At 72.6% G+C, this 22,885-nt stretch carries 22 protein-coding genes; 16 read left to right on the top strand and 6 right to left on the bottom strand.

Annotated features, from left to right (window positions below; translation table 11 throughout):
* Positions 1-89: 89 nt before the first annotated feature.
* Both ABZS42_RS25630 and ABZS42_RS25635 read right to left on the bottom strand, forming a co-directional pair.
* Entirely contained in the window at positions 90-833 is a 744-nt protein-coding gene (locus ABZS42_RS25630) for an SDR family oxidoreductase (RefSeq protein ID WP_355149378.1), read from the bottom strand.
* A gap of 164 nt (positions 834-997) precedes the next feature.
* Positions 998-1,591 carry a dihydrofolate reductase family protein gene (locus ABZS42_RS25635; RefSeq protein ID WP_355149380.1) on the bottom strand — a complete coding sequence of 198 codons (594 nt, stop codon included), beginning with the start codon at positions 1,589-1,591 and terminating at the stop codon, positions 998-1,000.
* A 77-nt stretch (positions 1,592-1,668) separates the two neighbouring features.
* Here ABZS42_RS25635 and ABZS42_RS25640 point away from each other — a divergent pair, with 77 nt between their 5' ends.
* The 3 genes from ABZS42_RS25640 (at position 1,669) to ABZS42_RS25650 (ending at position 4,013) form a co-directional block, all read left to right on the top strand.
* On the top strand, positions 1,669-2,286 hold the full coding sequence (locus ABZS42_RS25640; RefSeq protein WP_355149382.1) for a TetR family transcriptional regulator: 618 nt from the start codon (positions 1,669-1,671) through the stop codon (positions 2,284-2,286).
* Between the two features lie 17 nt (positions 2,287-2,303).
* On the top strand, positions 2,304-2,801 hold the full coding sequence (locus tag ABZS42_RS25645) for a GNAT family N-acetyltransferase (protein WP_355149384.1): 498 nt from the start codon (positions 2,304-2,306) through the stop codon (positions 2,799-2,801).
* Positions 2,802-2,870: 69 nt separating this feature from the next.
* On the top strand, positions 2,871-4,013 hold the full coding sequence (locus ABZS42_RS25650; RefSeq protein ID WP_355149386.1) for a polysaccharide pyruvyl transferase family protein: 1,143 nt from the start codon (positions 2,871-2,873) through the stop codon (positions 4,011-4,013).
* 67 nt (positions 4,014-4,080) lie between these two features.
* On the opposite strand, the gene ABZS42_RS25655 is transcribed toward ABZS42_RS25650, so the two are convergent.
* A complete protein-coding gene (locus ABZS42_RS25655) occupies positions 4,081-4,287 on the bottom strand; it encodes a hypothetical protein (protein WP_355149388.1) in 207 nt (68 codons plus the stop codon).
* An 81-nt stretch (positions 4,288-4,368) separates the two neighbouring features.
* Here ABZS42_RS25655 and ABZS42_RS25660 point away from each other — a divergent pair, with 81 nt between their 5' ends.
* From ABZS42_RS25660 to ABZS42_RS25670, 3 genes are all read left to right on the top strand, one after another.
* Positions 4,369-4,890, top strand: a complete 522-nt coding sequence (locus ABZS42_RS25660; RefSeq protein WP_355149390.1) for a DinB family protein — start codon at positions 4,369-4,371, stop codon at positions 4,888-4,890.
* 180 nt (positions 4,891-5,070) lie between these two features.
* Complete coding sequence (locus ABZS42_RS25665) at positions 5,071-8,163, top strand: DEAD/DEAH box helicase (RefSeq protein WP_355149392.1); 3,093 nt, start codon at positions 5,071-5,073, stop codon at positions 8,161-8,163.
* On the top strand, positions 8,160-9,062 hold the full coding sequence (locus ABZS42_RS25670) for an SWIM zinc finger family protein (RefSeq protein ID WP_355149394.1): 903 nt from the start codon (positions 8,160-8,162) through the stop codon (positions 9,060-9,062). The genes ABZS42_RS25665 and ABZS42_RS25670 overlap by 4 nt, the downstream gene beginning before the upstream one ends.
* Before the next feature lie 72 nt (positions 9,063-9,134).
* On the opposite strand, the gene ABZS42_RS25675 is transcribed toward ABZS42_RS25670, so the two are convergent.
* Complete coding sequence (locus ABZS42_RS25675) at positions 9,135-9,392, bottom strand: DUF3040 domain-containing protein (protein ID WP_076468156.1); 258 nt, start codon at positions 9,390-9,392, stop codon at positions 9,135-9,137.
* A gap of 1,020 nt (positions 9,393-10,412) precedes the next feature.
* On the bottom strand, positions 10,413-11,084 hold the full coding sequence (locus ABZS42_RS25680) for a bifunctional DNA primase/polymerase (protein WP_355149466.1): 672 nt from the start codon (positions 11,082-11,084) through the stop codon (positions 10,413-10,415).
* Positions 11,085-11,330: 246 nt separating this feature from the next.
* Here ABZS42_RS25680 and ABZS42_RS25685 point away from each other — a divergent pair, with 246 nt between their 5' ends.
* The 9 genes from ABZS42_RS25685 to mctP all read left to right on the top strand — a co-directional run bounded on the left by ABZS42_RS25685 (position 11,331) and on the right by mctP (position 20,989).
* Positions 11,331-12,560, top strand: coding sequence for a helix-turn-helix domain-containing protein (locus ABZS42_RS25685; protein ID WP_355149396.1), 1,230 nt, complete (start codon positions 11,331-11,333; stop codon positions 12,558-12,560).
* 16 nt (positions 12,561-12,576) lie between these two features.
* Entirely contained in the window at positions 12,577-13,149 is a 573-nt protein-coding gene (locus tag ABZS42_RS25690) for a flavoprotein (RefSeq protein ID WP_355149398.1), read from the top strand.
* A 79-nt stretch (positions 13,150-13,228) separates the two neighbouring features.
* Complete coding sequence (locus ABZS42_RS25695; protein ID WP_355149400.1) at positions 13,229-14,095, top strand: Nif3-like dinuclear metal center hexameric protein; 867 nt, start codon at positions 13,229-13,231, stop codon at positions 14,093-14,095.
* Positions 14,092-14,829 carry a C4-type zinc ribbon domain-containing protein gene (locus ABZS42_RS25700; protein WP_355149402.1) on the top strand — a complete coding sequence of 246 codons (738 nt, stop codon included), beginning with the start codon at positions 14,092-14,094 and terminating at the stop codon, positions 14,827-14,829. The genes ABZS42_RS25695 and ABZS42_RS25700 overlap by 4 nt, the downstream gene beginning before the upstream one ends.
* A 5-nt stretch (positions 14,830-14,834) precedes the next feature.
* On the top strand, positions 14,835-16,055 hold the full coding sequence (locus ABZS42_RS25705; RefSeq protein ID WP_355149404.1) for a bifunctional RNase H/acid phosphatase: 1,221 nt from the start codon (positions 14,835-14,837) through the stop codon (positions 16,053-16,055).
* Positions 16,056-16,139: 84 nt separating this feature from the next.
* A complete protein-coding gene (locus ABZS42_RS25710; RefSeq protein ID WP_355149468.1) occupies positions 16,140-16,220 on the top strand; it encodes a putative leader peptide in 81 nt (26 codons plus the stop codon).
* A gap of 114 nt (positions 16,221-16,334) precedes the next feature.
* Complete coding sequence (locus tag ABZS42_RS25715; protein ID WP_355149406.1) at positions 16,335-18,791, top strand: M14 family zinc carboxypeptidase; 2,457 nt, start codon at positions 16,335-16,337, stop codon at positions 18,789-18,791.
* 306 nt (positions 18,792-19,097) lie between these two features.
* Positions 19,098-19,340: a DUF3311 domain-containing protein gene (locus tag ABZS42_RS25720; protein WP_355149408.1), complete on the top strand. Its 243-nt coding sequence runs from the start codon at positions 19,098-19,100 to the stop codon at positions 19,338-19,340.
* Positions 19,340-20,989, top strand: a complete 1,650-nt coding sequence (mctP, locus tag ABZS42_RS25725) for a monocarboxylate uptake permease MctP (RefSeq protein WP_355149410.1) — start codon at positions 19,340-19,342, stop codon at positions 20,987-20,989. The genes ABZS42_RS25720 and mctP overlap by 1 nt, the downstream gene beginning before the upstream one ends.
* Before the next feature lie 71 nt (positions 20,990-21,060).
* On the opposite strand, the gene ABZS42_RS25730 is transcribed toward mctP, so the two are convergent.
* Positions 21,061-21,534 (bottom strand): MarR family winged helix-turn-helix transcriptional regulator, encoded by a 474-nt coding sequence (locus ABZS42_RS25730; protein ID WP_355149412.1) that lies wholly within the window; start codon positions 21,532-21,534, stop codon positions 21,061-21,063.
* Positions 21,535-21,587: 53 nt separating this feature from the next.
* Here ABZS42_RS25730 and ABZS42_RS25735 point away from each other — a divergent pair, with 53 nt between their 5' ends.
* Positions 21,588-22,820, top strand: a complete 1,233-nt coding sequence (locus ABZS42_RS25735; RefSeq protein ID WP_355149414.1) for an MFS transporter — start codon at positions 21,588-21,590, stop codon at positions 22,818-22,820.
* The last annotated feature ends 65 nt before the right edge of the window (positions 22,821-22,885 follow it).

Consider the following 22,885-nt stretch of genomic DNA (forward strand, 5'->3'; position numbering starts at 1 on the left):
GGTCGAGGCGCGCGAACGCCGTCCACAACGCTTGTCCATAGGCTGCTGTGGATACCGGTGATGCCGGCCCGCTTGCCCCCGGCCGTCGATCAACTGGTGAAGCCGCCGTCCACGTTGACCACCGCGCCGGTCACGTACCCGGCCTCGGGCGCGGCCAGGTGTGCGACGGTGGCCGCGATGTCGGCGGGCCGGGCGAAGCGGCCCAGCGCGGTGAAGCCGGCGATCGTTGCGGCGTTCGGGCCGTCGGCCGGGTTGGCGTCGGTGTCGGTGGGCCCCGGGTTGACCAGGTTGACCGTGATGCCGCGCGGGCCCAGTTCCCTCGCCAGACCCCGGGTCAGCCCGGCCAGGGCGGTCTTGCTCATCGAGTAGAGCGCGAGCCCGGGGAAGACCGCCCGTTCACCCACGTTGCTTCCGATGCTGATGATTCGTCCTCCCTCGCCGAGGTGGCGTGCCGCCGCCTGAGCGGCCACGTACGGGCCACGGACGTTCACGGCGATCGTCTGCTCCAGCTGGTCCGGGCTCAGTTCGTCGACCGCGCCGACCAGGAACACCGCCGCGTTGTTCACCAGGATGTCCAACCTGCCGAGCACGATCGCCGTCCGGTCGACCGCGCCCCGGACCGCCGCCGGGTCGGCGCTGTCCGCCTGGACGGCCAGCGCCCGCCGACCCAGTGCCTGGATCTCCTTCACCACCGCGGCGGCCTGGTCGGCGTTCCGGCGGTACGTCAGTGCCACGTCCGCGCCGTCCTGGGCGAGGCGTAGCGCGATACCCGCCCCGATGCCCCGGGCGCCGCCGGTGACCAGGGCGACCTTGCCCTCGAGTGTCGTCGTCATGTGCAGATCCTCAGGGCGCGGGAGGGGCCCGGTCTGGCGGCGATCGGACGCCTCGTTCCCCGGGCCACCATCAAGTCCGTTCTCCGCCATCGAAGATGGCCACGCTCTCGATGTTGACGAGGTGGCTGTCGCTGATGTGCGCGATCCGCACCTCGCCAACATCGTCAGCCTTCGCCGCCCGGGCCGCCCTCCGGCCGGACGTAGCGCAGGATCACTACTCCAGTGTGGAAGGGTCGGGTGTCGACCAGGGTGAACCGTCGCGGGTCGAAGTCCCGGGTGACAAGTGGGACGCCGCTGCCGACGACGACCGGATTGAGTTTGAGGATCAGCTCGTCGACCTCGGGCAGGAGCTGCCCGGCGAGCTGCCCGCCGCCGGCCAGCCAGATGTCCTTGCCGTCCCGTGTCTTGAGCTCGCGGACGAAGGCGACCGCGTCGCCGGCGACGATCTCCACCTCCGGCTCGGCGGCGGGCGGTAGCGAGCGGGAGAAGACGTACTGCTGGAGGTGGGCGTAGGGGCTGGTGATGCCGGCCGCGAGCCCAGGGTCGTAGGTGCTCCGACCCATCACCACGGCGTCGAATCGACCTTCGGGCCGGTCGATGCCGAACTGCGCGTGGGCGAAGGTGGGCAGCGTCTGCGGGTAGGTGGCCACCAGGTGGGCCGCCACGTCGGGCTCCAGTGGAAGGAAGTCGTACGACCCGTCGGGTGCTGCGATGAAGCCGTCGAGGGTGCCGGCGACGTAGTACACGAGCTTGCGCAAGCGGGATCTCCCTGCAATCACTACTGATGTCGTGGTTGAACGTACAGCAGGTGTAGTGGTTTTGCTAGGGTCTTGTCATGGCGCGAAACGTGGAGCGGCGGGCGGCCCTGGCGGACGCGGGCCTGCGGGTGCTGGCGGCCACCGGCGCGCGGGGTCTGACCCACCGCGCGGTGGACGCCGAGGCGGGAGTGCCCGTCGGCACCGCCTCGAACTACTTCCGCTCGCGCGACGCCCTGCTCGGCGCGCTCGGCGAGCGGATCATGGAGCGGTTCGCGCCGGACGAGGAGGTGCTCGCCGCGCTCGGCGCGCGGGAGCCGTCGCTGGAGCTGTTCACCGACTACGTCCGCTACATCGTCGAGCGCACCACCCGCCAGCCCGAGCTGACCCGCGCGCTGTTCGAGCTGCGGCTGGAGGCGGTCCGCCGTCCCGACCTGGCCCGAATCCTCGGCGGCACGCTCCGCCGGGGCTACCGCGACGATGTCGCCTTCCACGTCGCCGGCGGGTTGCCGGGTGGCGCGTTCGAGGTGGCTCTGCTGCACTACGCCATGGACGGGCTCCTGCTCGACCTGCTCACCACCTCCATCGACGCCGGCTTCGACGCCGACGAGGTGGTGTCCGCGTTCGTGTCCCGCCTGGTCGCCGGGGTGTCCCACCCGTCCGGCCGGGCCGACCCCGAAAGGGCTGCCACCCAATGACTCTGAGCCTCGCACCGATGACCGCCGAGGAGCTCGCGCCGTTGCTCGAGCCGCTGCAACGGTCGTACGCCGAATCGTTGACCCGGCACCGGGGGATTCCGGCGACTGCGGCGCTGGACCGGGCCGTCACCCAGACACGCGACCTGCTGCCCGCGGGCGTGGCCACCGAGGGGGTCCTGCTGCGCGTCGCCCGGGTCGACGGTGTCCAGGTCGGCTGGATCTGGGTGACCCTGCCCGGCGCCGCCGGGGCGACCGACGCGCCGGCCGGCTCGGGGCGGGCCTGGATCCACAACATCGAGGTGCATCCGGAGCACCGGGGACGGGGATACGCGCGGCGGATGATCCAGCTCATCGAGGCCGAACTCACCGGGCTCGGCGTGACCGAGCTGGGTTTGAACGTGTTCGGTTCGAACGCCGTGGCCATCGGCCTGTACCAGAGTCTCGGTTTCCAGGTCGCCGCCCAGCAGATGACCAAGCAGCTCGCCCCGGGCGCGCCGGAGCCGTCCCTGGGCTGAGTTGAGGCGCAGGAGTGTTCACCGGCCCAACGGGAAACCCTCGCCGACGCACCCGGGGAGGAGCGACGGATGAGGCATGGCGCCGGACTGACCATCGGTGTGCTCGGCTCGTACGGCGGTCGGAACCTCGGTGACGAGGCGATCCTCACCGGCCTGCTGGCCGATCTGCGCGAACAAGAGCCGAATGCCCGGATTATCGTGTTCTCTCGGAACCCGGAACACACCCGAGTGGCTCACCCGGACGTCGAGGCGGTGCCCTGGGAAGGTGTCAGCCGCACCGACTCCTCACTCGTGCTCGCCCAGCTCGACCTGCTGATCCTCGGCGGTGGCGGCATCCTCTACGACAAGGAGGCACGTCGCTACCTGCGGGTGGTCCGGGTCGCCCAGGAGCGCGGCCTGCCGCTGATCACGTACGCGGTGGGGGTCGGGCCGCTCAGCGACGGGGTGGACACCGGCATGGTCCGGGAAACGCTGGCCGGCGCCACCCAGGTCACCGTCCGCGACCAGGAGTCCCGGATGGTGCTGGAGGAGGCCGGACTGGTCAACCCGATCACGGTCACCGCCGACCCGGCGTTCCTGCTCGAGCCGGCGGACTTCCCCGCCGAACTGCTGCGGGGGGAAGGTGTGCCGGCCGGAAAGCGGCTGGTCGGGATGAGCGTACGGGAGCCGGGCCGGGCCGCCGAGCGGTTGGACGTGGACGGCTACCACCGGCTGCTGGCCCAGATCGGCGACTTCCTGGTGCACCGGATCGACGCGTACGTCCTCTTCGTGCCGATGGAACGCGACGACATCCGGCACTCCCACGGGGTGCTCTCACACATGATCGCCGCCGAGCGGGGCCGGATCCTGCACGGCAAGTACTCGCCCCAGCAGGTGCTCGGCCTGATGCGTCACTTCGATCTGGCCGTCGGTATGCGGCTGCACTTCCTGATCTTCGCCGCGATGGTGGGTACGCCGTTCCTCCCGTTGCCGTACGCGGGCAAGGTCTTCGACCTGGCTCAACGGCTCGGCGTACCGGCGCTGCGCGGGGTGGAACGTGAGGTGGAGGGCCCGCTGCTCGCCGAGGTCGACCGGCTCTGGGACGAGCGGGGGCGACGCGCGGAGGCCACCGCACGCCGGGTCGCGCAGGTCTGCGACGAGGCGAGGGGCACCTCGCAGGTCACCCGTGCCGTGCTCGACAGCCTGCGGGCCCACACGCTCACCCGCGCCTGAGCGGGCCCGGGGACGACCGCGTCGGCTGGGCCCCGCCTCGCTCGCCCCGGGGTTTCCCGACGGCCTCTCAGGCGGCCGGACCCCGCCAGCGGTAGCGCCAGTCGCGGGCCTCCTCGCCGGCGGACTCCAGCTCGTAGATCTCCGCCGCGGCCAGCCCGCCGGGGCCGAGATGGTGATGGGTCAGCGGCGGGCGGTCGTTGCTGTCCAGCTCGACGACGACGCGCTGCCCGGCAGCCGGGCCGTCCGCGAGGGGAATCTCTACCGTTGCGGCCATGGGCTCATCCTGCCCTTCCCAGCGGGGCCGCGCAGCGGATAGCGGGCTGCGCGGGGATTCCTGTCGGACTAGGGTGCGGAAATGGCTGAGACATCGATCGATCCCACGCTCGCCCCGGTGCTGGCCAGCACGGGCGACGAGCGGGAGGTGCTCGGATCGTTCCTCGACTTCCACCGCAGCGTGGTGCTGCGCAAGGTGCGCGGGCTCTCCGACGCCGACGCCGCGCGCCGGCTGGTCCCGTCCGCGACGACCCTCGCCGGCATGCTCAGACACCTCACGATGGTCGAACGCAACTGGTTCCCCTGCCTGCTCGCCCCCGAGCCCGGCGACGTCTACCTGACCGGCGAGGAGGACGCGGTGGCCAGCTTCGTCCTCGCGCCCGGCGACACGGTCGAACGCCTCGCCGCCGCGTACGAGCAGGCGTGCGCCCGCTCCCGGGCGGTCGCCGCCCGCTTCGACCTCGACCACGTGGTGCCGCACCCGCAACTCGGCCAGGTCTCGCTGCGCTGGATCTTCGTGCACATGATCGAGGAGACCGCCCGGCACGCCGGGCACACCGACATCCTCCGTGAGCTGACCGACGGGAGCACCGGCGCGGTGTGACCCGCGCTGCGCCGCCCGCCGGGTCGGTGGCCGTGGTGACCGGCCGCCACGCTCCGGCCGGCCTGGCGAACGCCTGAGCGTGGACCCTCGCGGCCGCCCACCACGCGGCCTGACATGGCGGCGCCGGAGCGGCGGCCCGCTTCGCCTATCCTGGGCCGGGCTGTCGACGAGGGGGAGCACGTGCTGGTCATCCACGGGTCGTGGCTGCCCGGCACACCCGGCGAACCGTCGCTCGCCGTCTGGGGCGAACAGAGCGCCCTCCCGCCCGCCGCGCCACGCCGGCCGGGCCGGCCGCCCCGGGAACGCCCGCACCCGTTCGCCGCCGACCACCCGGCGCTGGCCGCCGCGCTCGCCGAGGTGGCCGAGCCGGCCGGGCTCGGCTCCGAGCTGCTCACCCTGCCCGCCCGCGGCGGCGTACCCATCGAATCGCCGGAACTGGTCCGGCCCGCCGTCGAGGAGCCGCCGCGCGGGCGGCTCGCCCTCGCCGGCTGGCGGGTTCCCGTGCTGCGGTACGCCCCGGACGCCGCGCTGTCCCTGCTACGCGCCCTGGACGAACTGCCGGTGGTGCCCGGGGCGACCCTGCGCCACCTCGCCGAGCTGGCCCGTTTCGCCGTCGACCTGGTGGCCCGCGGCCGGGTTCTGCCCGGGGTGGCCGACGGGCGCCCGGCACGGGCGGTCTGGCGACCGCTGCTCACCGGCACCGACGCCGGCTGGGCGCGCGCCGTCGCGCTCGCCCTGCCGCCGGCCGCCCGGGCCGCCCACCCCGACCGGGCCCAGGGCGACCTGGTCGCCGACGCACTGGACGCGCTGACCGACGCCGCCGCACGCACCGCGCTCGCGGAGACCGCATTGGCCCGCGGTATGCGCCCCGGCGGCCCGGTGCCGGCCTGGCTGGCCGCCCTCGCCGCAACGCAGCGGGAGTTCACCGCCGACCCGGCCGCGTTGGCCACCCTCCGGGCCGAGCTGGACGCGTGGCAGCGGGACGCCGCCGGCGGCCGCGTCCGGGCCAGCTTCCGGTTGGTCGAGCCGGCCCCTGACGAGATCACCGAACCGGTCCTGGTGAGCGGGCCGGGCGCGGGAGCCGACGACGACGGGCCCGCCGCCGTCGCCGAGGGCCGGTGGCGGCTGGAGTTCGGACTTCAGGCCGCGGACGAGCCGAGCCTGCACGTCGACGCCGGGCAGGTCTGGCGGGAGCCGGTGGCGGTGGCCGCCCTCGCCGGCCGGACCGGGAACGTGCAGGAGACACTTCTCGCCGAACTGGGCCGGGCCAGCCGCCTCTGGCCCGACCTGGATGAGGCGCTGCGTACGGCGGCGCCGGAGGGGCTGGAACTGGACGTCGAGGGCGCGCACCGGTTCCTGCGGGAGGGCGCCCCGGTGCTGCACGCCGCCGGGTTCGGTGTGCTGCTGCCGTCCTGGTGGCAGCGTCCCTCGGCCCGGCTCGGCGCCCGGCTACGCGCTCGCGGACGCGCCGCCCCGGGCACCGTCGCCACCACCGGCGGCGGGGTCGGGCTGGACGCCCTGGTCGACTACCGGTGGGAGGTGGCCCTCGGCGACGAGCCGCTCACCGCCGAGGAGTTGGCGTCGCTGGCGTCGCTGAAGACCCCGCTGGTACGGCTGCGCGGTCGCTGGGTCGAGCTGGATCCGAAGCGGCTCGCCGCCGGGCTGCGCCTGCTCCGCTCGTCCGGTGAGTTGACCATCGCGGACCTGCTGCGGCTCGGCCTGACCGCCGGTGACGACGAGGAGGCCCTGCCGGTGCTGGAGGTGAGCGCCGACGGGGCGCTGGGCGACCTGCTCGCCGGCGCCGTGGAACGGCGGCTCACCCCGCTGGACCCGCCCGCGTCGTTCCGCGGCGTGCTGCGCCCGTACCAGCGGCGTGGCCTGGCCTGGCTGGCCTTCCTCCAGTCGCTCGGCCTGGGCGGCGTGCTCGCCGACGACATGGGGTTGGGCAAGACGGTGCAGCTGCTCGCGCTGCTCGCCGGGGACCCGCCGGAGGCCGGGCCGACGCTGCTGGTCTGCCCGATGTCGCTGGTTGGCAACTGGCAGCGGGAGGCGGCCCGGTTCACGCCGGAGCTGCGCGTACACGTGCATCACGGCGCCGACCGGGCGCGCGGAGCGGAGTTCACCGAGGCCGTACAGAGCGCCGACCTCGTCCTCACCACCTACTCGGTGGTGGCCCGCGACGCGGTGGCGCTCGCCGGCATCGACTGGCACCGGGTGGTGGTGGACGAGGCGCAGGCCATCAAGAACGCGGCCACCCGCCAGGCCGAGGCCGTCCGCGCGCTGCCGGCGCGACAACGGGTGGCCGTCACCGGTACGCCGGTGGAGAACCGGCTCGCCGACCTCTGGTCGATCATGCAGTTCGTCAACCCCGGGCTGCTCGGGCCGGCGGCCACGTTCAAGAAGCGGTACGCAGAGCCGATCGAGCGCCACGGCGACGCCGAGACCGCCGAGCGGCTGCGGCGGATCACCGGCCCCTTCGTGCTGCGCCGGCTCAAGACCGACTCCTCGATCATCTCGGACCTGCCCGAGAAGCTGGAGATGGAGGTGGTCTGCAACCTGACGGCCGAGCAGGCCTCGCTCTACCAGGCGGTGGTCGACGACATGCTCGCCAAGATCGAGTCCAGTGAGGGCATCGAACGGCGTGGTCTGGTGCTGGCCACCATGACCCGGCTCAAGCAGATCTGCAACCACCCCGCCCAGCTGTTGCGCGACGGCTCACCGCTGGACGGTCGCTCCGGCAAGCTGGCCCGGCTTGACGAGATCCTCGACGAGGTGCTCGCCGCAGGGGAGAAGGCGCTGCTCTTCACCCAGTACGCCGAGTTCGGCGGCATGCTGCGCGGCCACCTCTCGGCCCGCTTCGGCCGCGAGGTGCTGTTCCTGCACGGTGGCGTCGGCAAGGCCGACCGGGACGCCATGGTCACCCGGTTCCAGTCCCCGGACGGCCCGGCGATCTTCATTCTGTCGTTGAAGGCCGGCGGCACCGGGCTCACCCTGACCGCCGCGAACCACGTGGTGCACGTCGACCGCTGGTGGAACCCGGCGGTCGAGGACCAGGCCACGGACCGGGCGTTCCGGATCGGTCAGCGTCGCCGGGTGCAGGTACGCAAGTTCGTCTGCGCCGGAACGGTGGAGGAGAAGGTGGCCGCCCTGATCGCCGACAAGCGCAGCCTCGCGGCTCGGGTGGTGGGCACCGGCGAGCAGTGGGTCACCGAGCTGTCGACGGCGCAGCTGCGGGAGCTGTTCGCACTGGAGGCCGGGGCGGTGGTCGAGTGAGCGAGCGGACGACCAACGGCAGCTTCGCCGACTACGGCCGTCCCCGAAAGGTGGCGGGCGGCCTGCGGGCGCGCAGCACCCGCGGCGCGATCGGGCAGTCCTGGTGGTCACGCCGGTTCCTGGAGGTGCTGGAGTCCTTCGCCCTCGGCACCCGGCTCACCCGCGGCCGGTCGTACGCGCGGGCCGGCCAGGTCGTGCGGCTGGACATCGCCCCCGGCACGGTGAGCGCCGTGGTGCAGGGCTCCCGGCCCCGTCCGTACGACGTCCAAATCGGGTTTCCCCCGTTCCCGGCGGAACTCTGGAACCGGATCGAGGCGGAGCTGGCCGCCCAGGCGTTCTTCAGCGCCCGGCTGCTCGCCGACGATCTGCCGTCCGAACTGGAGGAACTCTTCGCCTCGGCGGGCGCGCCACTCTTTCCGGCCGGGATCGACGAGTTGACCCAGCGGTGCAACTGCCCGGACTTCGCCGTGCCGTGCAAGCATCTCGCGGCCACGTTCTACCTGCTCGCCGAGGCGTTCGACGCGGACCCGTTCGAGCTGCTGCACTGGCGTGGCCGTGGTCGTACCGAGCTGCTCGACCGGCTCCGGGCGCTCCGGGCGACCAGCAACGGCGCGGTGGCACCGATACCGTCCGAACAGGACGACATGACGGTCGCCACCGAGCCGGTGGACGCCCTGCCGGCCGGGGCCGCGCGGGCCCTGGCCACCCTGCCTGCCACGCCGATGGCTGAGGCGGCCGACCGGTTCTGGTCGCCGCCGGTGCCGCTGCCCGACCGGCCGCCGACCCTGGCCACCGGCTCGGACCTGCTGCTGCGACAGTTGGGTCCGCCGGCTCCCGCCATCGGCGGGCCGGGTCTGCTGGAACGTCTCCGGCGGGCCTACCGCGCCTTCGGTGGCTGAGGCCGATGCCGGCGCGCCGACCCGCTCGAGGTCCGGGTCCTCCCGAAGCCGCGGGCCGGCCGGCGCGGACGGTCATAGCCAACGGCGCCGGAAGCGCCACATCAGCACCGCGTTGGCCACCAGTACCACTGCGCAGATTGCGCCGGCCAGCCGCCCGGCCAGTACGGTCATCGCCGGCAGCGCGGCCCACAGCACGATGGTCAACAGCAGCAGGTAGCGGCCACGGCGGCCGCGTGCCCGGTTGTCGAGCCGGGCGAAGAACGCCGGGTCGCTCTCGCGGAGCTGCCGGGTGATCTGTTCGAACCTGCGCTGATCCTCTTTGCTGAGCATGGCGGTGCCTTCCCCTCACGCGGTTCAGCGGTCCGGCGGCATACCCGCTGCGGCGGTGACTCACGCCGCCCCCTGCCGGTCCTTTTGCCCTGGCCGGCTCTGCCGCGCGACCCGTGTTACGCGCTCCGCCCGGACGTGCCACGCGCTGGCCGTACGGACCTGGCACGAGCGGGGCACGGACCGCCGGCAGCACTCTCACCCGGAGGTTCGCCGGTGGATCTGTACGGTCTGTCATCGGGCGTGATACGACAGAGGCATAAATATGACTCAGCGGTATCAGCGCGAGACACCGATGGCGTCCGCGCCGCGCGATACGCCCAGCCTCCCAGTCGACGCCGGACGCGTCCGCATTCGCCGGTGCGGAGCAGGGGGCCGGAAGCAGGCGGAAACGTCGCAGGAAGTCGCAGCTGAGGCGACTTGTCCGCCCGAACGTCTAGCACGCCTCTTGTCCGGCCCCGCATCCAACCGGTCGAATCGCCCATCCGGCGAGGTCAGACGCCGGCGGGCAGGAATGCCCGGACGTGGGGCCGGCACCTCGGCGGCGATGCCGGTGAGGTCGAGGACCGCCGCCGTAGGTATCAGCCTCGGCCTCCCTTGTGGCCGGCAACTGCCGCAGGGAGGACGGCTACCGGGAGGACCGGCTATCGGGGCCGGTCACCGGGACGCCGGGCGGCGGGTCGGTCGGGTCAGCGCGCCGGGCGGTGGGTGCCGGCCGGGCGGGAGCCCATCGGCCGGGGCCGGCCGGGACGTGAGCCCGCCGGGCGGGTCCCGGCCCAGCGACGCCGGGGGCGGCTGCGGTAGGGCGGCTCGCTGCCGCCGGTGTACGGCGCGGTGTTGTCGGTGGACATCGTTCCCCCGCTCCCGGCGCGGGTCCGCGCCGTCGCCCTGCTCAACGAGGACAGGCACCACCACGACGCTGCCGTTTTCGGGGTCCGCGGGCCCCGTGACCTCGCCGGTGTCGTTTTCCCGTCGCGGCAGGAGGCAGTGGCCACCTCGACGTCGCGGACCGGTCCCGCCAGGTCACATGCCGCGACGGGGGAGGGGCAGATGACCGGGGAGCAGATCCGAGGTGAGCGTGATGCCGGTCGCTCGGAGCGCGTCGATCAGGGTGTTCTGCACGAGATAGGAGTCGGGCAGTTGCCAGCGGGCCTGCTCCGGTGCGACCGCCCAGCGCACGGCGCCCTCCGGCAGCCGGGTGGGGGGTGCCGGGACCCACGATCCGGGCCCGTGCCGTACCACGTGGAAACAGTGCTCCAGTTCGGGTCGGAGCGGGTCGCCGGGGCGGACCAGGAACATCCAGCGGCCGGTCGGCGTGACCAGCACCGGCCCGCGGACGCCGGCGCCGGCCGGGTGGACCTGAACCGCGTCCAGCACCAGCCGGCCGAGGTGGGCGGGGACTTCGAGCACGTCGAACGCGCGACCGGTGGGCAGCAGCACGCCGTGTGGCCGGGTACGCCACCAGGTCGCCACCCGGGCCGGGTCGGCGCTGGCCGCGTGCTCCCAGTTCTCCAGCGCGGGGTGGCAGCCGACCGTGGGACAGCCGGCGCGCCCACAGACGAAACGGCTACGGGCCAGGCAGGCTCCCGGGGTCACCTCCCACCCGTGGATGGCGTAGCGCACCGCGACCCGGCGCAGCCGGACCCGCTCCAAAGGCGACAGTTGCGCGACCCGCGGGCCGACGTTCCCCCACATTTGTGCCATCTCCCCTCGTCGGCCCGACGGGCCCCGCCTATTACGTCGAGCACCGTCACTGCCGTAACCCGCGATCGTTGAGTTGACGAACGGCTGATGCAAGTTGCACGAAAACTATGAGGACTGGCTGTACGGCTGACGTACAGGCTGTGCGACCAGCGGAAATCTGAGACGTGCCGCGCGCCCGCAACCGCGAGGAACCGGACCGGCCACCGGCCCGCGTCTCAGCAGGGGAGGGATCGGTAGATGGACGAGCTACCCATAGGTCGACGGGTCGCCTACTGGCGGGGCCGGCGCAAGATGTCGCAGCAGGTCTTCGCCGACCGGTTGGGCAAGTCGAAGAGCTGGGTGGACAAGGTCGAGCGCGGCGTCCGCCGGCTGGACAAGTTCTCCGTCCTGTACGAGATCGCCGACATCCTCCAGGTCGACGTGCAGTTGCTGCTGGGCAAGGACCCGGAGCGGCGCACCGACGCGCTCAACTGCATCGACCAGGTCGAGGTGGAGGAGATCCGGGCGGCACTCGAGCGGTACGACTCGATGAGCGCCTACTTCGACGCCGCGCCCTACCCACGGCCGCTGGCCGACATGCGCAAGGCCGTCAACCACGCCTGGCTCACCTACCAGTACGGCCGCTACGGGATGCTCACCCGCGCCCTGCCGAAGCTGCTGCGCGACGCCCAGGCGGCGGACGCCGGCTACCGCGGCGACGAGGCCCGCGAGGCGGCCCACCTGCTCGGGCAGGTCTACCAGATCGCCTCCTCGGTGCTGCGCAAACTCGGCGAGTGCGACCTGGCCTGGCTCGCGGCCGACCGGTCGATGGCGGTCGCCCAGCGCGCCGACGACCAGCTCCTGGCCGGTATCGCCACCACCCGGGTCTGCAACGCGCTGGTCGCCATGGGCCGGCCACGACCGGCGCTGGAGCTCAACGTCACCATCGCCAACCGGCTCGCGCCGGGCGGCGCCAACGACGCCTCCCCCGAGCGGCTCAGCGTCTACGGCATGCTGCTGCTCCAGGGCGCGATGGCGGCCGCCCGCATCGGTGACTCGGCCACCGTCGGCGACCTGATCAGCGGTGCCGAGGAGGCGGCCGTCCTGCTCGGCGGCGACCACAACCACTACTGGACCTCGTTCGGCCCGACCAACCTCGAACTGCACCGGGCCGCCGCCGCCGTCGAGCTGGGCGACGGTGGCCGGGCCGTGGAGGTGCACCAGCACCGCATCCAGGAGCCGCCGTTCAACGCGCTGCTGCCCGAGCGGCGGGCGCATCACCTCCTCGACATCGCCCGGGGCTACGCCCAGATGGGCGACGTCGCCAACGCCGGGGAGATGCTGCTACGCGGCGACCGGCTCGCGCCGTCGGAGATCCGGTGCCGGCCGATCGCGCACGAGGTGATGTCCGACATCCTCCGTCGCACACGTGGTGCGCCGCCTTCTCCGATTGCGGAGTTGGCTGAGCACATGGGAGTAGGAGTATGAGCACGGAGTCGGCCTGATGACCGGCCCTGGATCCGTCAACGGGCGCCGCGAGGTGCTCTACGTCATCGCCTGTGGTTCGCCGCTCGCCCGGCACGTCGGCCGGCTGGTGAGCCTGGCCCAGCAGGACGGCTGGGACGTCTGCGTGATCGCCACGCCGGACGGCGCCAAGTTCGTCGACCGGCCCGCCGTGGCCCGGCAGACCGGCCATCCGGTCCGTACGCACTACAAGCAGCCGAGCGACCCGGACCTGTTGCCGCCCGCGGACGCGATGATCGTCTGCCCGGCGACGGTCAACACGGTCAACAAGTGGGCGGCCGGGATCACCGACACCCTCGCCCTGGGGCTGCTGGTGGAGGCGCAGGGCCTCGGCACGCCGATCGTGGCCGTCCCGTTCACCAACGCGGCCATGGCCGCCCACCCGGCGTTCCGGGCCGGCCTCGCCCGGCTGGACGAGTGGGGCGTGACCGTGCTCTTCGGCGACGACGTCTTTCCGCTGCACGCGCCGGGCACCGGAGAACGGCACCTGCACGCGTTCCCCTGGGAGATCGGGCTCACCGCGCTGCGCAACCGGCTCTGCCCAGTGGTCTGACCCGCCCCGGCAGACGCCGACCGCCCGGTCCGGCGGGGGAGGCGTCCAGGCGCGGCCCACGCCGGTAAGCTGGCCCGCCGTGAGCACAACCGGATCAGGGCCGACGGTGACCGAGGTGGTCGCCGAGCTGGAACGGCGCTACCCGCCGGTCTGGGCCGAGGACTGGGACCGGGTCGGTCTGGTGCTCGGTGAGCCGTCCGCTCCCGTACGCCGGGTGCTCTGTGTGGTCGACGTGGTACCGGAGACGGTCGCCGAGGCGCTCGATGCCGCCGTCGACATGATCGTCGCCCACCATCCGCTGCTGCTGCGCGGTGTCTCGTCGGTCGCGCCGACGACGTACAAGGGGCGGATCATCCACCAGCTGATCCGGGCCGGGGTGGCGCTCTACGTGGCGCACACGAACGCCGACGTGGCCGCCCCCGGGGTGTCCGACGCCCTCGCCGCCCGGTTCGGGTTGACCAATCTGCGCCCGCTCCGCCCGGCCGCGCCCGGCTCGCCCGCGTACGGGCCGGGTCGCGGCTTCGGCCGGATCGGTGAGCTGCCCGGCCCGATGACCCTCGCCGAGCTGACCCGGCACGCCGCCGCAGTGCTCCCCGCCACATCCTGGGGGGTACGCGCGGCTGGCGACCCGGGGCGGATGGTGCGTACGCTCGCGGTCAGCGGTGGCTCCGGCGACGCCTTCCTCGGTGACGCGACCGCGGCCGGGGCGGACGCCTACCTCACCGCCGACCTGCGGCACCACCCGGCCGGCGAGCACCTCGCCGCCGAGGGGACCGCCCTGCTCGACGCCGCCCACTGGGCGACCGAGCGACCCTGGCTCGACGACCTGGCGGCGCTCCTGCGGGAGACGACGGGCGTCGAGGCGCTGGTGTCCGACCTGGACACCGACCCGTGGACCATGCACGCTTCCGCCCCCGCCCTGGACGACAAGGAGCTCCGAACGTGAAGGCTGACCCGAAGGTCCAGCGCCGCCTGCTCGATCTCCAGGCGATCGACACCGCCCTCGCCCAGCTCGCCCACCGCCGGCGCGCGTTGCCCGAGCGGGCCGAGCTGGAGGCGCTGGCCCGGGAGCTCTCCGCGCTGGAGGACGAGCGGGTACGCGCCCAGGTGGCCGTCGACGACCTGGATCGGGACATCACCCGGATGGAGAAGGACGTCGAGCAGGTCCGGGCCCGCAAGGAGAAGGATGAGGCCCGGCTCGCCGCCGGCAGCGGCCCGGCCCGGGAGCTGGAGGCGCTCCAGCACGAGCTGGTGTCGTTGAACCGGCGGCAGAGCGACCTGGAGGACTCCGAACTCGAACTGATGGAGCAGCGGGAGACCGCGCAGAGCGTCCTCGACCGTGTCGAGCAGCGGCTGGCCGAGGCCCGGGACAAGCGGGCGGCCACCGAGCAGCGGCGCGACGAGAGCCTCGCGGAGATCGCCAAGGAGGAGGAGTTCAAGCGCACCTCCCGCCAGCCGCTCGCGGCCGATCTGCCGGCCGACCTGGTCACGCTCTACGACCGCATCCGAGAGGACAGCGGCCTCGGTGCCGCGCTGCTCACCGCCGGCCGCTGCGGCGGCTGCCGGCTGGAGCTGTCCGGGGCGGATCTGGCGCGTATCCGCAAGGCGGACCCGGACGACGTTGTCCGCTGCGAGGAGTGCCGGCGGATCATGGTGCGTACCAACGAGTCGGGTCTGTAACGGCCATGGCTCCACGGGTGGTGCTGATCGAGGCCGACGGCGGGTCGCGGGGCAATCCCGGTCCGGCCGGCTACGGCGCGGTGGTCCGCGATCCGCAGACCGGTGAGGTGCTCGCCGAGCGGTCCGAGTCGATAGGGGTGGCCACCAACAACGTGGCCGAGTACCGCGGCCTGATCGCCGGGCTGGAGGCCGCCGCCGAGCTGGGCGCCACCGAGGTCGACGCCCGGATGGACTCGAAGCTCGTGGTCGAGCAGATGAGCGGCCGCTGGCAGATCAAGAACCCCGGGCTCCGCCCGCTCGCCGCGCAGGCCGCCGAGCTGGTGGCCCGGTTCGCCGCGGTCCGGTTCAGCTGGGTGCCACGGGAACGCAACCGGCACGCCGACGCCCTGGCCAACGCCGCCATGGACGCGGCCGCCGGCGCGCCGGCGCGGCCGGTGGTCGAGCCGCCCCGGATCACCGAGCCGCCGCGCGAGGTGGCCGGCCCGGATCCGGCGGCCCGGGACCGGGCCCGTCAGGTCGGCACCAGCGCCGCCGGTGCGCGTGCCACCGGCGGCGATGCGACCGCCGCGCCCGCCTCCTGGGAGCCCCGACCGAGCTTCACCGCGACCCGGCTGCTGCTGGTCCGGCACGGCGAGACCGAGTACACCGAGCAGGGGCGCTACTCCGGCCGTGGTGACGTCGCGCTCTCGGCACGGGGGCGTGAGCAGATCCGGGCCACCGCCGCCCGGGTGGCCGCGCTGGCACCGGGCGCGGCCGCCGTGGTCAGCTCGCCACTGTCCCGGTGTACGGCGACGGCGGCGGCGATCGCCGAGGCGCTCGGTGGTGTGCCGGTGCGCCGCGAGGACGACCTCATCGAGTGCGACTTCGGCGCCTGGGAGGGACGGACGTTCGCCGAGGTGCGCGAGGGCTGGCCGGGGGAGCTGGACGCCTGGCTCGCCTCGACGGCGGTCGCGCCGCCGGACGGGGAGTCCTTCGTCCAGGTCGCCGAGCGGGCCGGCCGGGCGGTGGCGGCGCTCTGCGCGGCGTATCCCCGGGAGACCGTGGTGGTGGTCTCGCACGTCTCGCCGATCAAGCTGATGCTGCGCGACGCGCTCGCGGCCGGCGACGCCTTCCTGCACCGGCTCTACCTCGACGCGGCCGGCATCTCCGTGGTGGACCTGTGGCCGGACGGCGGGGTGGCGGTCCGGTTGGTCAACGACACCGCTCACCTGGCCGAGATCGCCTGACCGCGTCCGGGTGGTGTCGCGCGCCACACTTCACGTTCCGTGTGGCTGTTGACAGCACGCAGTGAGACATCGAAGATCTGTTACGTGCGAAGCGTTCACCTGACGAAGCGGGGTCACATCGACCTCCTGCGCGTCGCCAGCGCCGCCTGTCGACGCTCCCTCTGACGCCGGGTTCCACCCTTCCTCGCACGCTGCTGGCGATATCCCGACTCCGCAGGTCTCCGGCCCTGCGGTGCGTCCGCCTGCGCGCACCCCCGCCTCCAGACAGGAGACGTGTCCTTGTCGGTCCGCAAAATCCTTCCCCGGCTCACCGCCACCGCGGTGACCACGATGGTCCTCTCCACGGCGGCGCTGACCGCGCCGGCCGTCGCGTCGGCGCTGCCGGCGGTGCCACCGGCCGCCCCCGACCTGTCCCACATCCTGGGCTTTCCCCGGCAGAGCGTCCTGCCGGTGTGGCCCGACAACCCGGCGGACGCCTCCATCCCGATCGGCGTCATCGCGTACGACGACATCGCGCCGAAGCTCAACGCCCTGCAGAACGCCAGCCGTCGGGTCTCCGCCCGGGTGGCCGGGAAATCCGCCGGCGGCTACGACCTGTACGCGGTCACGGTGACCGCGCCGGAGACCCGCGCCGAAGCCCGTCAGCAGGAGATCTGGAAGCGCCGCATCGAGGACGAGCCGGTCCGTGCCCGGCAGGACGCGGCGCTGCTCGCCGGCTACAAGACCCCGCTGTTCGTCAACGCCAACATCCACGGCAACGAGTGGGAGGGCACCGACGCCGCGCTGCGGGTGATCGAGGACCTGGCCACGGACACCAGCCCCGAAGTGACGCGGCTGCTGGAGCGCAACCGGCTGGTCTTCAACATCACCTCCAATCCGGACGGCCGGGTGGCCGGCACCCGGGCCAACGCCGCCGGGTACGACCTGAACCGTGACCTCACGACCGTGTCGCAGCCGGAGACGAACCTCATCCGCGAGCTGATCGTCGACACGAAGCCGATCATCACGCTCGACCTGCACGGCTACGTCAACCCGACGTTGCTGCACCCCAGCACGCCGCCGCACAACGTGAACAACGAGTACGACCTGTACATCAAGCACGGTCTGCCGAACGCGCTGGCGATCGAGCAGGGCCTGCGCGACCTCGGGTACGCCGAGACCCAGCGGGCCCGGATCCCCTTCCGCGGCGACGAGCCGGGGGTGTGGGACGACTTCCCGCCGATCTACGTGCCGTCCTTCGCCATGTTGCAGAGCAGCATCCCCTACACGATCGAGGCGCCGCTGAACCCCCGGGGCAGCGACCTCACGCCCGAGGAACGCGTACGCCGCTCACGCATCAACACGGACGTCCACGAGGTGGCGATCCGGACGTCGCTGCGCTACATCCAGGAGCACCGGGCGGAGGTGCTGCACGACCAGGCGGAGGTCTACCGGCGTGGCTGGGCCGGTGAGCCGCTGCGCGAGATCCCCGACGGGTACGTGCCGGGCTGGGGCCCCGAGGACGACTACCGCACCACCTTCCCCCGCGCGTACGTCATCCCCAGCGGGACCGGCCAGCGGTCCGAGCCGGCCGCCGCCCGCCTCGTCGACCTGCTGATCGGCAGCGGCGGCCGGGTGTGGCGGGCGAAGAAGGCGTTCACCGCGGACGGAAGGCGCTACGAGGCCGGCTCGTACGTGATCGACCTGCACCAGCCCAAGCGTGGCCTGGTCAACTCGCTGCTGGAGCCGGGCGCCGACATCACCGAGCGGGTCGACGACCTCTACGCCGGTCCGGCCGCCTGGAGTCAGGGGCTGACCTGGGGCGCCACCGTGGACACCCTCTGGGACGAGCTGCCCGACGTGCGCCTGGAGCGGACGTACGACGGGGTGGCCGAGGGACATCTCCCGCCCGGCAACGGTGACCTGCGCCTCGACCTGCGCGACGCCGCCGATCTGCTCGTGGTCAACTCGCTGCTGGGCAAGGGTGTCGCGGTGCACCGCCTCGACGACGGGTCGGTGGTCGTACCCGGCACGCCGGGGAACCGGAAGTTGGCCCGCGCCGAGGTACGCGCCCACGGCGTGACCTTCCAACCGGCGCCGAAGCGCTGGCAAGGGACCCGGCTGGACGAGGTCGTCGTCGGCTACCTCGGCACGGTCGAGGAGCGGGACACCCTGGCCGAGCTCGGTTTCGCGGCCCGCGCCCTGACCACGAGCACGCTCGGCACGACCCTCACCGCGGACGTCGACGTGCTGGTCGTGGCCGGCAACGTCAACCTGGCGAACCTGTCGGCGGAGAACCGCGCTGCCCTGGACGCCTTCCTCGCCCGTGGCGGTGGCGTGGTCGGCCTGGGTACCCCCGGGGCGGGTTTCAGCAACGCCGCCGGCCTGCTCACCGTGACCGCCACCGCCGGACCGAGCCTGGCCAGCGGGGTGGCGAACGTGGTCAACACCGGCGGTCCGATCAGCGCCGGTGCGACCGGCCACTCGTTCATCAGCCAGCCGGTGTGGTTCACCGGCCTGGGCTCCGGAGTGACCGTCGAGCAGTCGTACGCTCCCGACCCGCTGCTCTCCGGCTGGTGGGTGACCGAGGGCGCCGGCGGCCAGTCCGGGGCGGCCGGCCGGGCCAGCATCGTCCGTGGGGTCTCCACCGGCGGCAACCCGGTGGTGCTCTTCGGCACCGACCCGGCGTTCCGCCTGCACCCAAAGGGCCTGCAGGCACAGTTCGGGCGCGCCCTGCTCTGGGCCGCGCAGCGGTGACGAGCGCGCGGCGCTGAGGACCGGGCGGTCGTGACGGCCGCGCGTTGAGCCGGTAGACGGGCCCGGGTGCCGGAAGGTGCCCGGGCCCGTCCGTTTCCGCGGGGCCGGGGCAGCGTGGCGACCCACCTCCGGGACGCCGTGGTGGACCGCCCGCGCGACGGCGACGGCGACGAGTAGCCGCGCCGTTCGGCGCAGCCCGAGCGCCGTTCGGCGCAGCGCCTCCCGCGCGGGTCGCGTGACGGCAGTCACACAGCCGTAGCCTCCGGCCGTTACAACGCGTGCTACGACTTCCCGGAGGTCTGTCACATGGCTGCACCGGACCCGGAGGCGCCGCCGACGGCGTCGGCCAGGGCGAAGGACAAAAGCCCCTGGAACTGGCTGCTCTTCATCCCGATCGTGGTGCCGCTGATCCCCGCGTTCTTCAACGGGGACTCGCCGCGCCTGTTCGGCTTCCCGCGTTTCTACTGGCTCCAGCTCGCCTACATCATCCTCGGCGTGACCACCACCACTGTGGTCTACCAGCTCACCAAGAGGCGGGGTGACCGCTGATGTGGCATGACCATCTCACCGAGATCATCGTCTTCACCCTGCTCTTCCTGCTGGTCAGCGGGATGGGTTTCGTGGCTGCCCGGTGGCGTGCGCCCAAGGACATGGCCCATCTCGACGAGTGGGGGCTGGGCGGGCGGAACTTCGGCGGCTGGATCACCTGGTTCCTGGTCGGCGGTGACCTCTACACCGCGTACACCTTCGTCGCGGTGCCGGCGCTGGTCTTCGGAGCCGGCGCGATGGGCTTCTTCGCGGTGCCGTACACCATCGTGATCTACCCGTTGGTGTTCCTGGTGCTGGCCCGCCTCTGGTCGGTCTCGCACCGGCACGGCTTCGTCACCCCTGCCGACTTCGTCCGCAGCCGGTTCGACTCGCCGGTGCTGGCGCTGGTCATCGCGATCACCGGCATCGTGGCGACCATGCCGTACATCGCGTTGCAGCTGGTCGGCATCGAATCGGTGCTCAAGGCCATGGGTGTGACGGGGGAGGGCGCCCTCGCCCGGCACCTGCCGATCATCGTGGCGTTCGCCATTCTCGCCGCCTACACCTACCAGTCGGGGCTGCGCGCGCCGGCGCTGATCGCGTTCGTCAAGGACTCGTTGATCTACATCGTGATCCTGGTCGCGATCTTCTACCTGCCGTACAAGCTCGGCGGCTGGGGTGACATCTTCGCCGCCGCGGACGCGAAGTTCGACGCGTCACCCGCTCCCGGCGACGGTGTGCTGCTCAACGCCAACAACCAGCTCCAGTACGTCACGCTGGCGCTCGGCTCGGCGCTTGCGTTGTTCCTCTACCCGCACAGCCTCACCGGCGTGCTGGCCAGCCGGAACCGGGACGTCATCAAGCGGAACATGTCCGCGCTGCCGGCGTACAGCCTGCTGCTCGGTCTGATCGCGCTGCTCGGCTACATGGCGATCGCGGCGGACGTGAAGCCGCTGCCCGGTGCGTCGGAGGGCACGGTGGACAACAACACCATCGTGCCGCTGCTGTTCGACCAGCAGTTCCCGAGCTGGTTCACCGGCGTGGCGTACGCGGCCATCGGCATCGGCGCGCTGGTGCCGGCGGCGATCATGTCGATCGCGGCGGCGAACCTGTTCACCCGCAACATCTACAAGGAGTACCTGCGGCGCAACGCGACCCCGGCGCAGGAGGCGAACGTCTCGAAGATCACTTCGCTGGTGGTCAAGATCGGTGCGGTGGCCTGCATCGTCTTCCTCGACCCGCAGTTCTCCATCGACCTCCAGCTCATCGGCGGCGTGATCATCCTGCAGACGCTGCCCGCGGTGGCGCTGGGCATCTACACCCGCTGGTTCCACCGTGGCGGCCTGGTCGCGGGCTGGGTGGCCGGCATGGGTCTGGGCATGTGGATGCTCTACCAGATCTCCAGCCCGACCCGGAAGCACTTCGCCGGCTCGGCCTTCCCGTTGGAGAAGTTCGGCTTCGACACGCAGAAGACGATCTACGTCGGGATGGTCGCCGTGCTGGTCAACCTGCTGGTCGCGGCCCTGGTGACGCTGGTGCTGCGGGCCGCCAAGGTGGCCGAGGGGGTCGACGGCACCGCGCCGGACGACTACTTCGCCGACGAGGGCGACACCCGGGTCACCCCCGGCACCCGCACCGACGCGGGCGCTGCCCCCGAACCGGTCGCCTAGAGAGGAACAAGGTCCTCGGCCGACGCCCGGCGTCGGCCGAGGACCTTTTCGTACCGGGGCGCGGGCTCGCGTCAGGGGCGGGGGCGGTGTTCCAGGGCCTCGTTGAGCCGACGCAGCATCGCGGCGAGGGTGTCCCGGTCATCCGGCGCCCAGTGGGCCAGGATGTCCCCGTACAGCCGGGTGCGGGCCGCCTGCACCGCCGCCATCCGTTGCAGCCCGGTGGGGGTGGGGGAGACCACCATTCCCCGCCCGTCGTGCGGGTCGGGCTCCCGGACGATCAGGCCGTCGCGCTGCATGGCCGAGACCTGCCGGGTCACCGTCGAGCCGTCCAGGTTGAGCCGGGTGGCGAGCGCCGAGATGTTCTGCGGGCCGGCGTCGGCCAGGTGTCGCAGGATGACGTACGCGGCGCGGTCGAGCACCCGGTGCTCCGCGCCGGTGCGGCGCCGGGTGGCCTCGCCGAACCGCATCAGCAGCGCCACCTCGGTCTCGATCCGGCCGAGGGTGACCTCGTCGGTGTTGGCTCCGGTGGAGAGGTCCTCGCTCATAGCTGTAGGATACAGGATAAGTACCTGTAAGATACAGCTATCTGGGAGGCGAAGTGGATCGGCGCGCCGAACCGAACCGCAGTGCCATCTACGCCACCACGCTGGTGGCCTTCCTGGCGATCGCCGGCATCGCCGTGGTCGATCCGATCCTGCCGGCCATCGGCGAGGCCATCGGGGTCACCGCCTGGCAGGTCGAACTGCTCTTCACCGCGTACATCGCGGTCATGGCGCTCGGCATGATCCCGGCGACCCTGGCCAGCGGACGCTTCGGGTTCAAACCGGTGCTGATCACCGGTGTCTCCGTCGTCGGGCTCGCCGCCATCCTCGCGTCCCTCAGCGGCAACATCGTCCAGCTGAGCATCCTGCGTGGCGTCTGGGGCCTCGGTAACGCGATGTTCTTCGCCACCGCGATGGTGGTGCTGGTCAACCTGGCCGTCGACCGGGAGTGGGTCGTCGGGCTCTTCGAGACCGCACTCGGCCTCGGCTTCGCGGTCGGCCCGCTGATCGGCGGCCTGCTCGGCAAGATCACCTGGCGGCTGCCGTTCTTCGTCTGCGGCGTGTTCATGGTGCTCGCCCTGGCGGTGGCCGCCCGCAAGCTGCGCGAACCCGCCAACCGGCAGGCGCCCGTCCGGGTGGGACAGATCTTCGGCACCTACCGCCGACCGGCGTTCATCGCGCTCTGCCTGGTCACCGCGGCGTACAACTTCGTGTTCTTCGTGGTCCTCGGCTACACGCCGCTCTTCCTGGGTCTCGACGTCGTACCCCTCGGGCTGGCCTTCACCGGCTGGGGCCTCGGTCTGGCCGCCGGCATCCTGGTGATCGGACACCGGCTCGCCCACCGGATCGGCGCCGTGCAGACCATCGGCGTCGCCGTCGTCGGACTGCTCGTCTGCATGGTGCTGTTCGCCACCTCGACCGGCACCGTCGAGTCGCTGATCGTGCTGATCCTCTCCGGGCTCTGCATGGGCCTGGCCAACGCCAACCTCACCGACCTGGCACTCGGCCTCGGCTCGGCAGACCGTCGGGTGGCCACCGGGGCGTTCAACCTGATCCGCTGGGGTGCTGCCGCCCCGGCGCCGATCATCTCCGGCAAGCTCGCCGAGCACTCGCTGGGCCTGCCGTACTGGGTCGGCTTCGCGGTGCTCGCCGTCGGCGTGCTGGTCTACCTCGCCACCGCCCACGTGATGGCCGCCGGCTACGGCGAGCGGGTGCTCTGGTCCCGGTGGAACCGGGCCGCCGCCCGCGCCGAGGGCGCCCCGGAGGAGCCGGTCGGCGAGGCGTACTGACTCACCGTCCCCCAACCCGTGCCGCCCCGCCGCACCCCTGCGGCGGGGCGGTGCCGCATTTCGGG

It is taken from the genome of Micromonospora sp. NPDC005367 (genome assembly GCF_040606825.1).
Taxonomy (GTDB): domain Bacteria; phylum Actinomycetota; class Actinomycetes; order Mycobacteriales; family Micromonosporaceae; genus Micromonospora.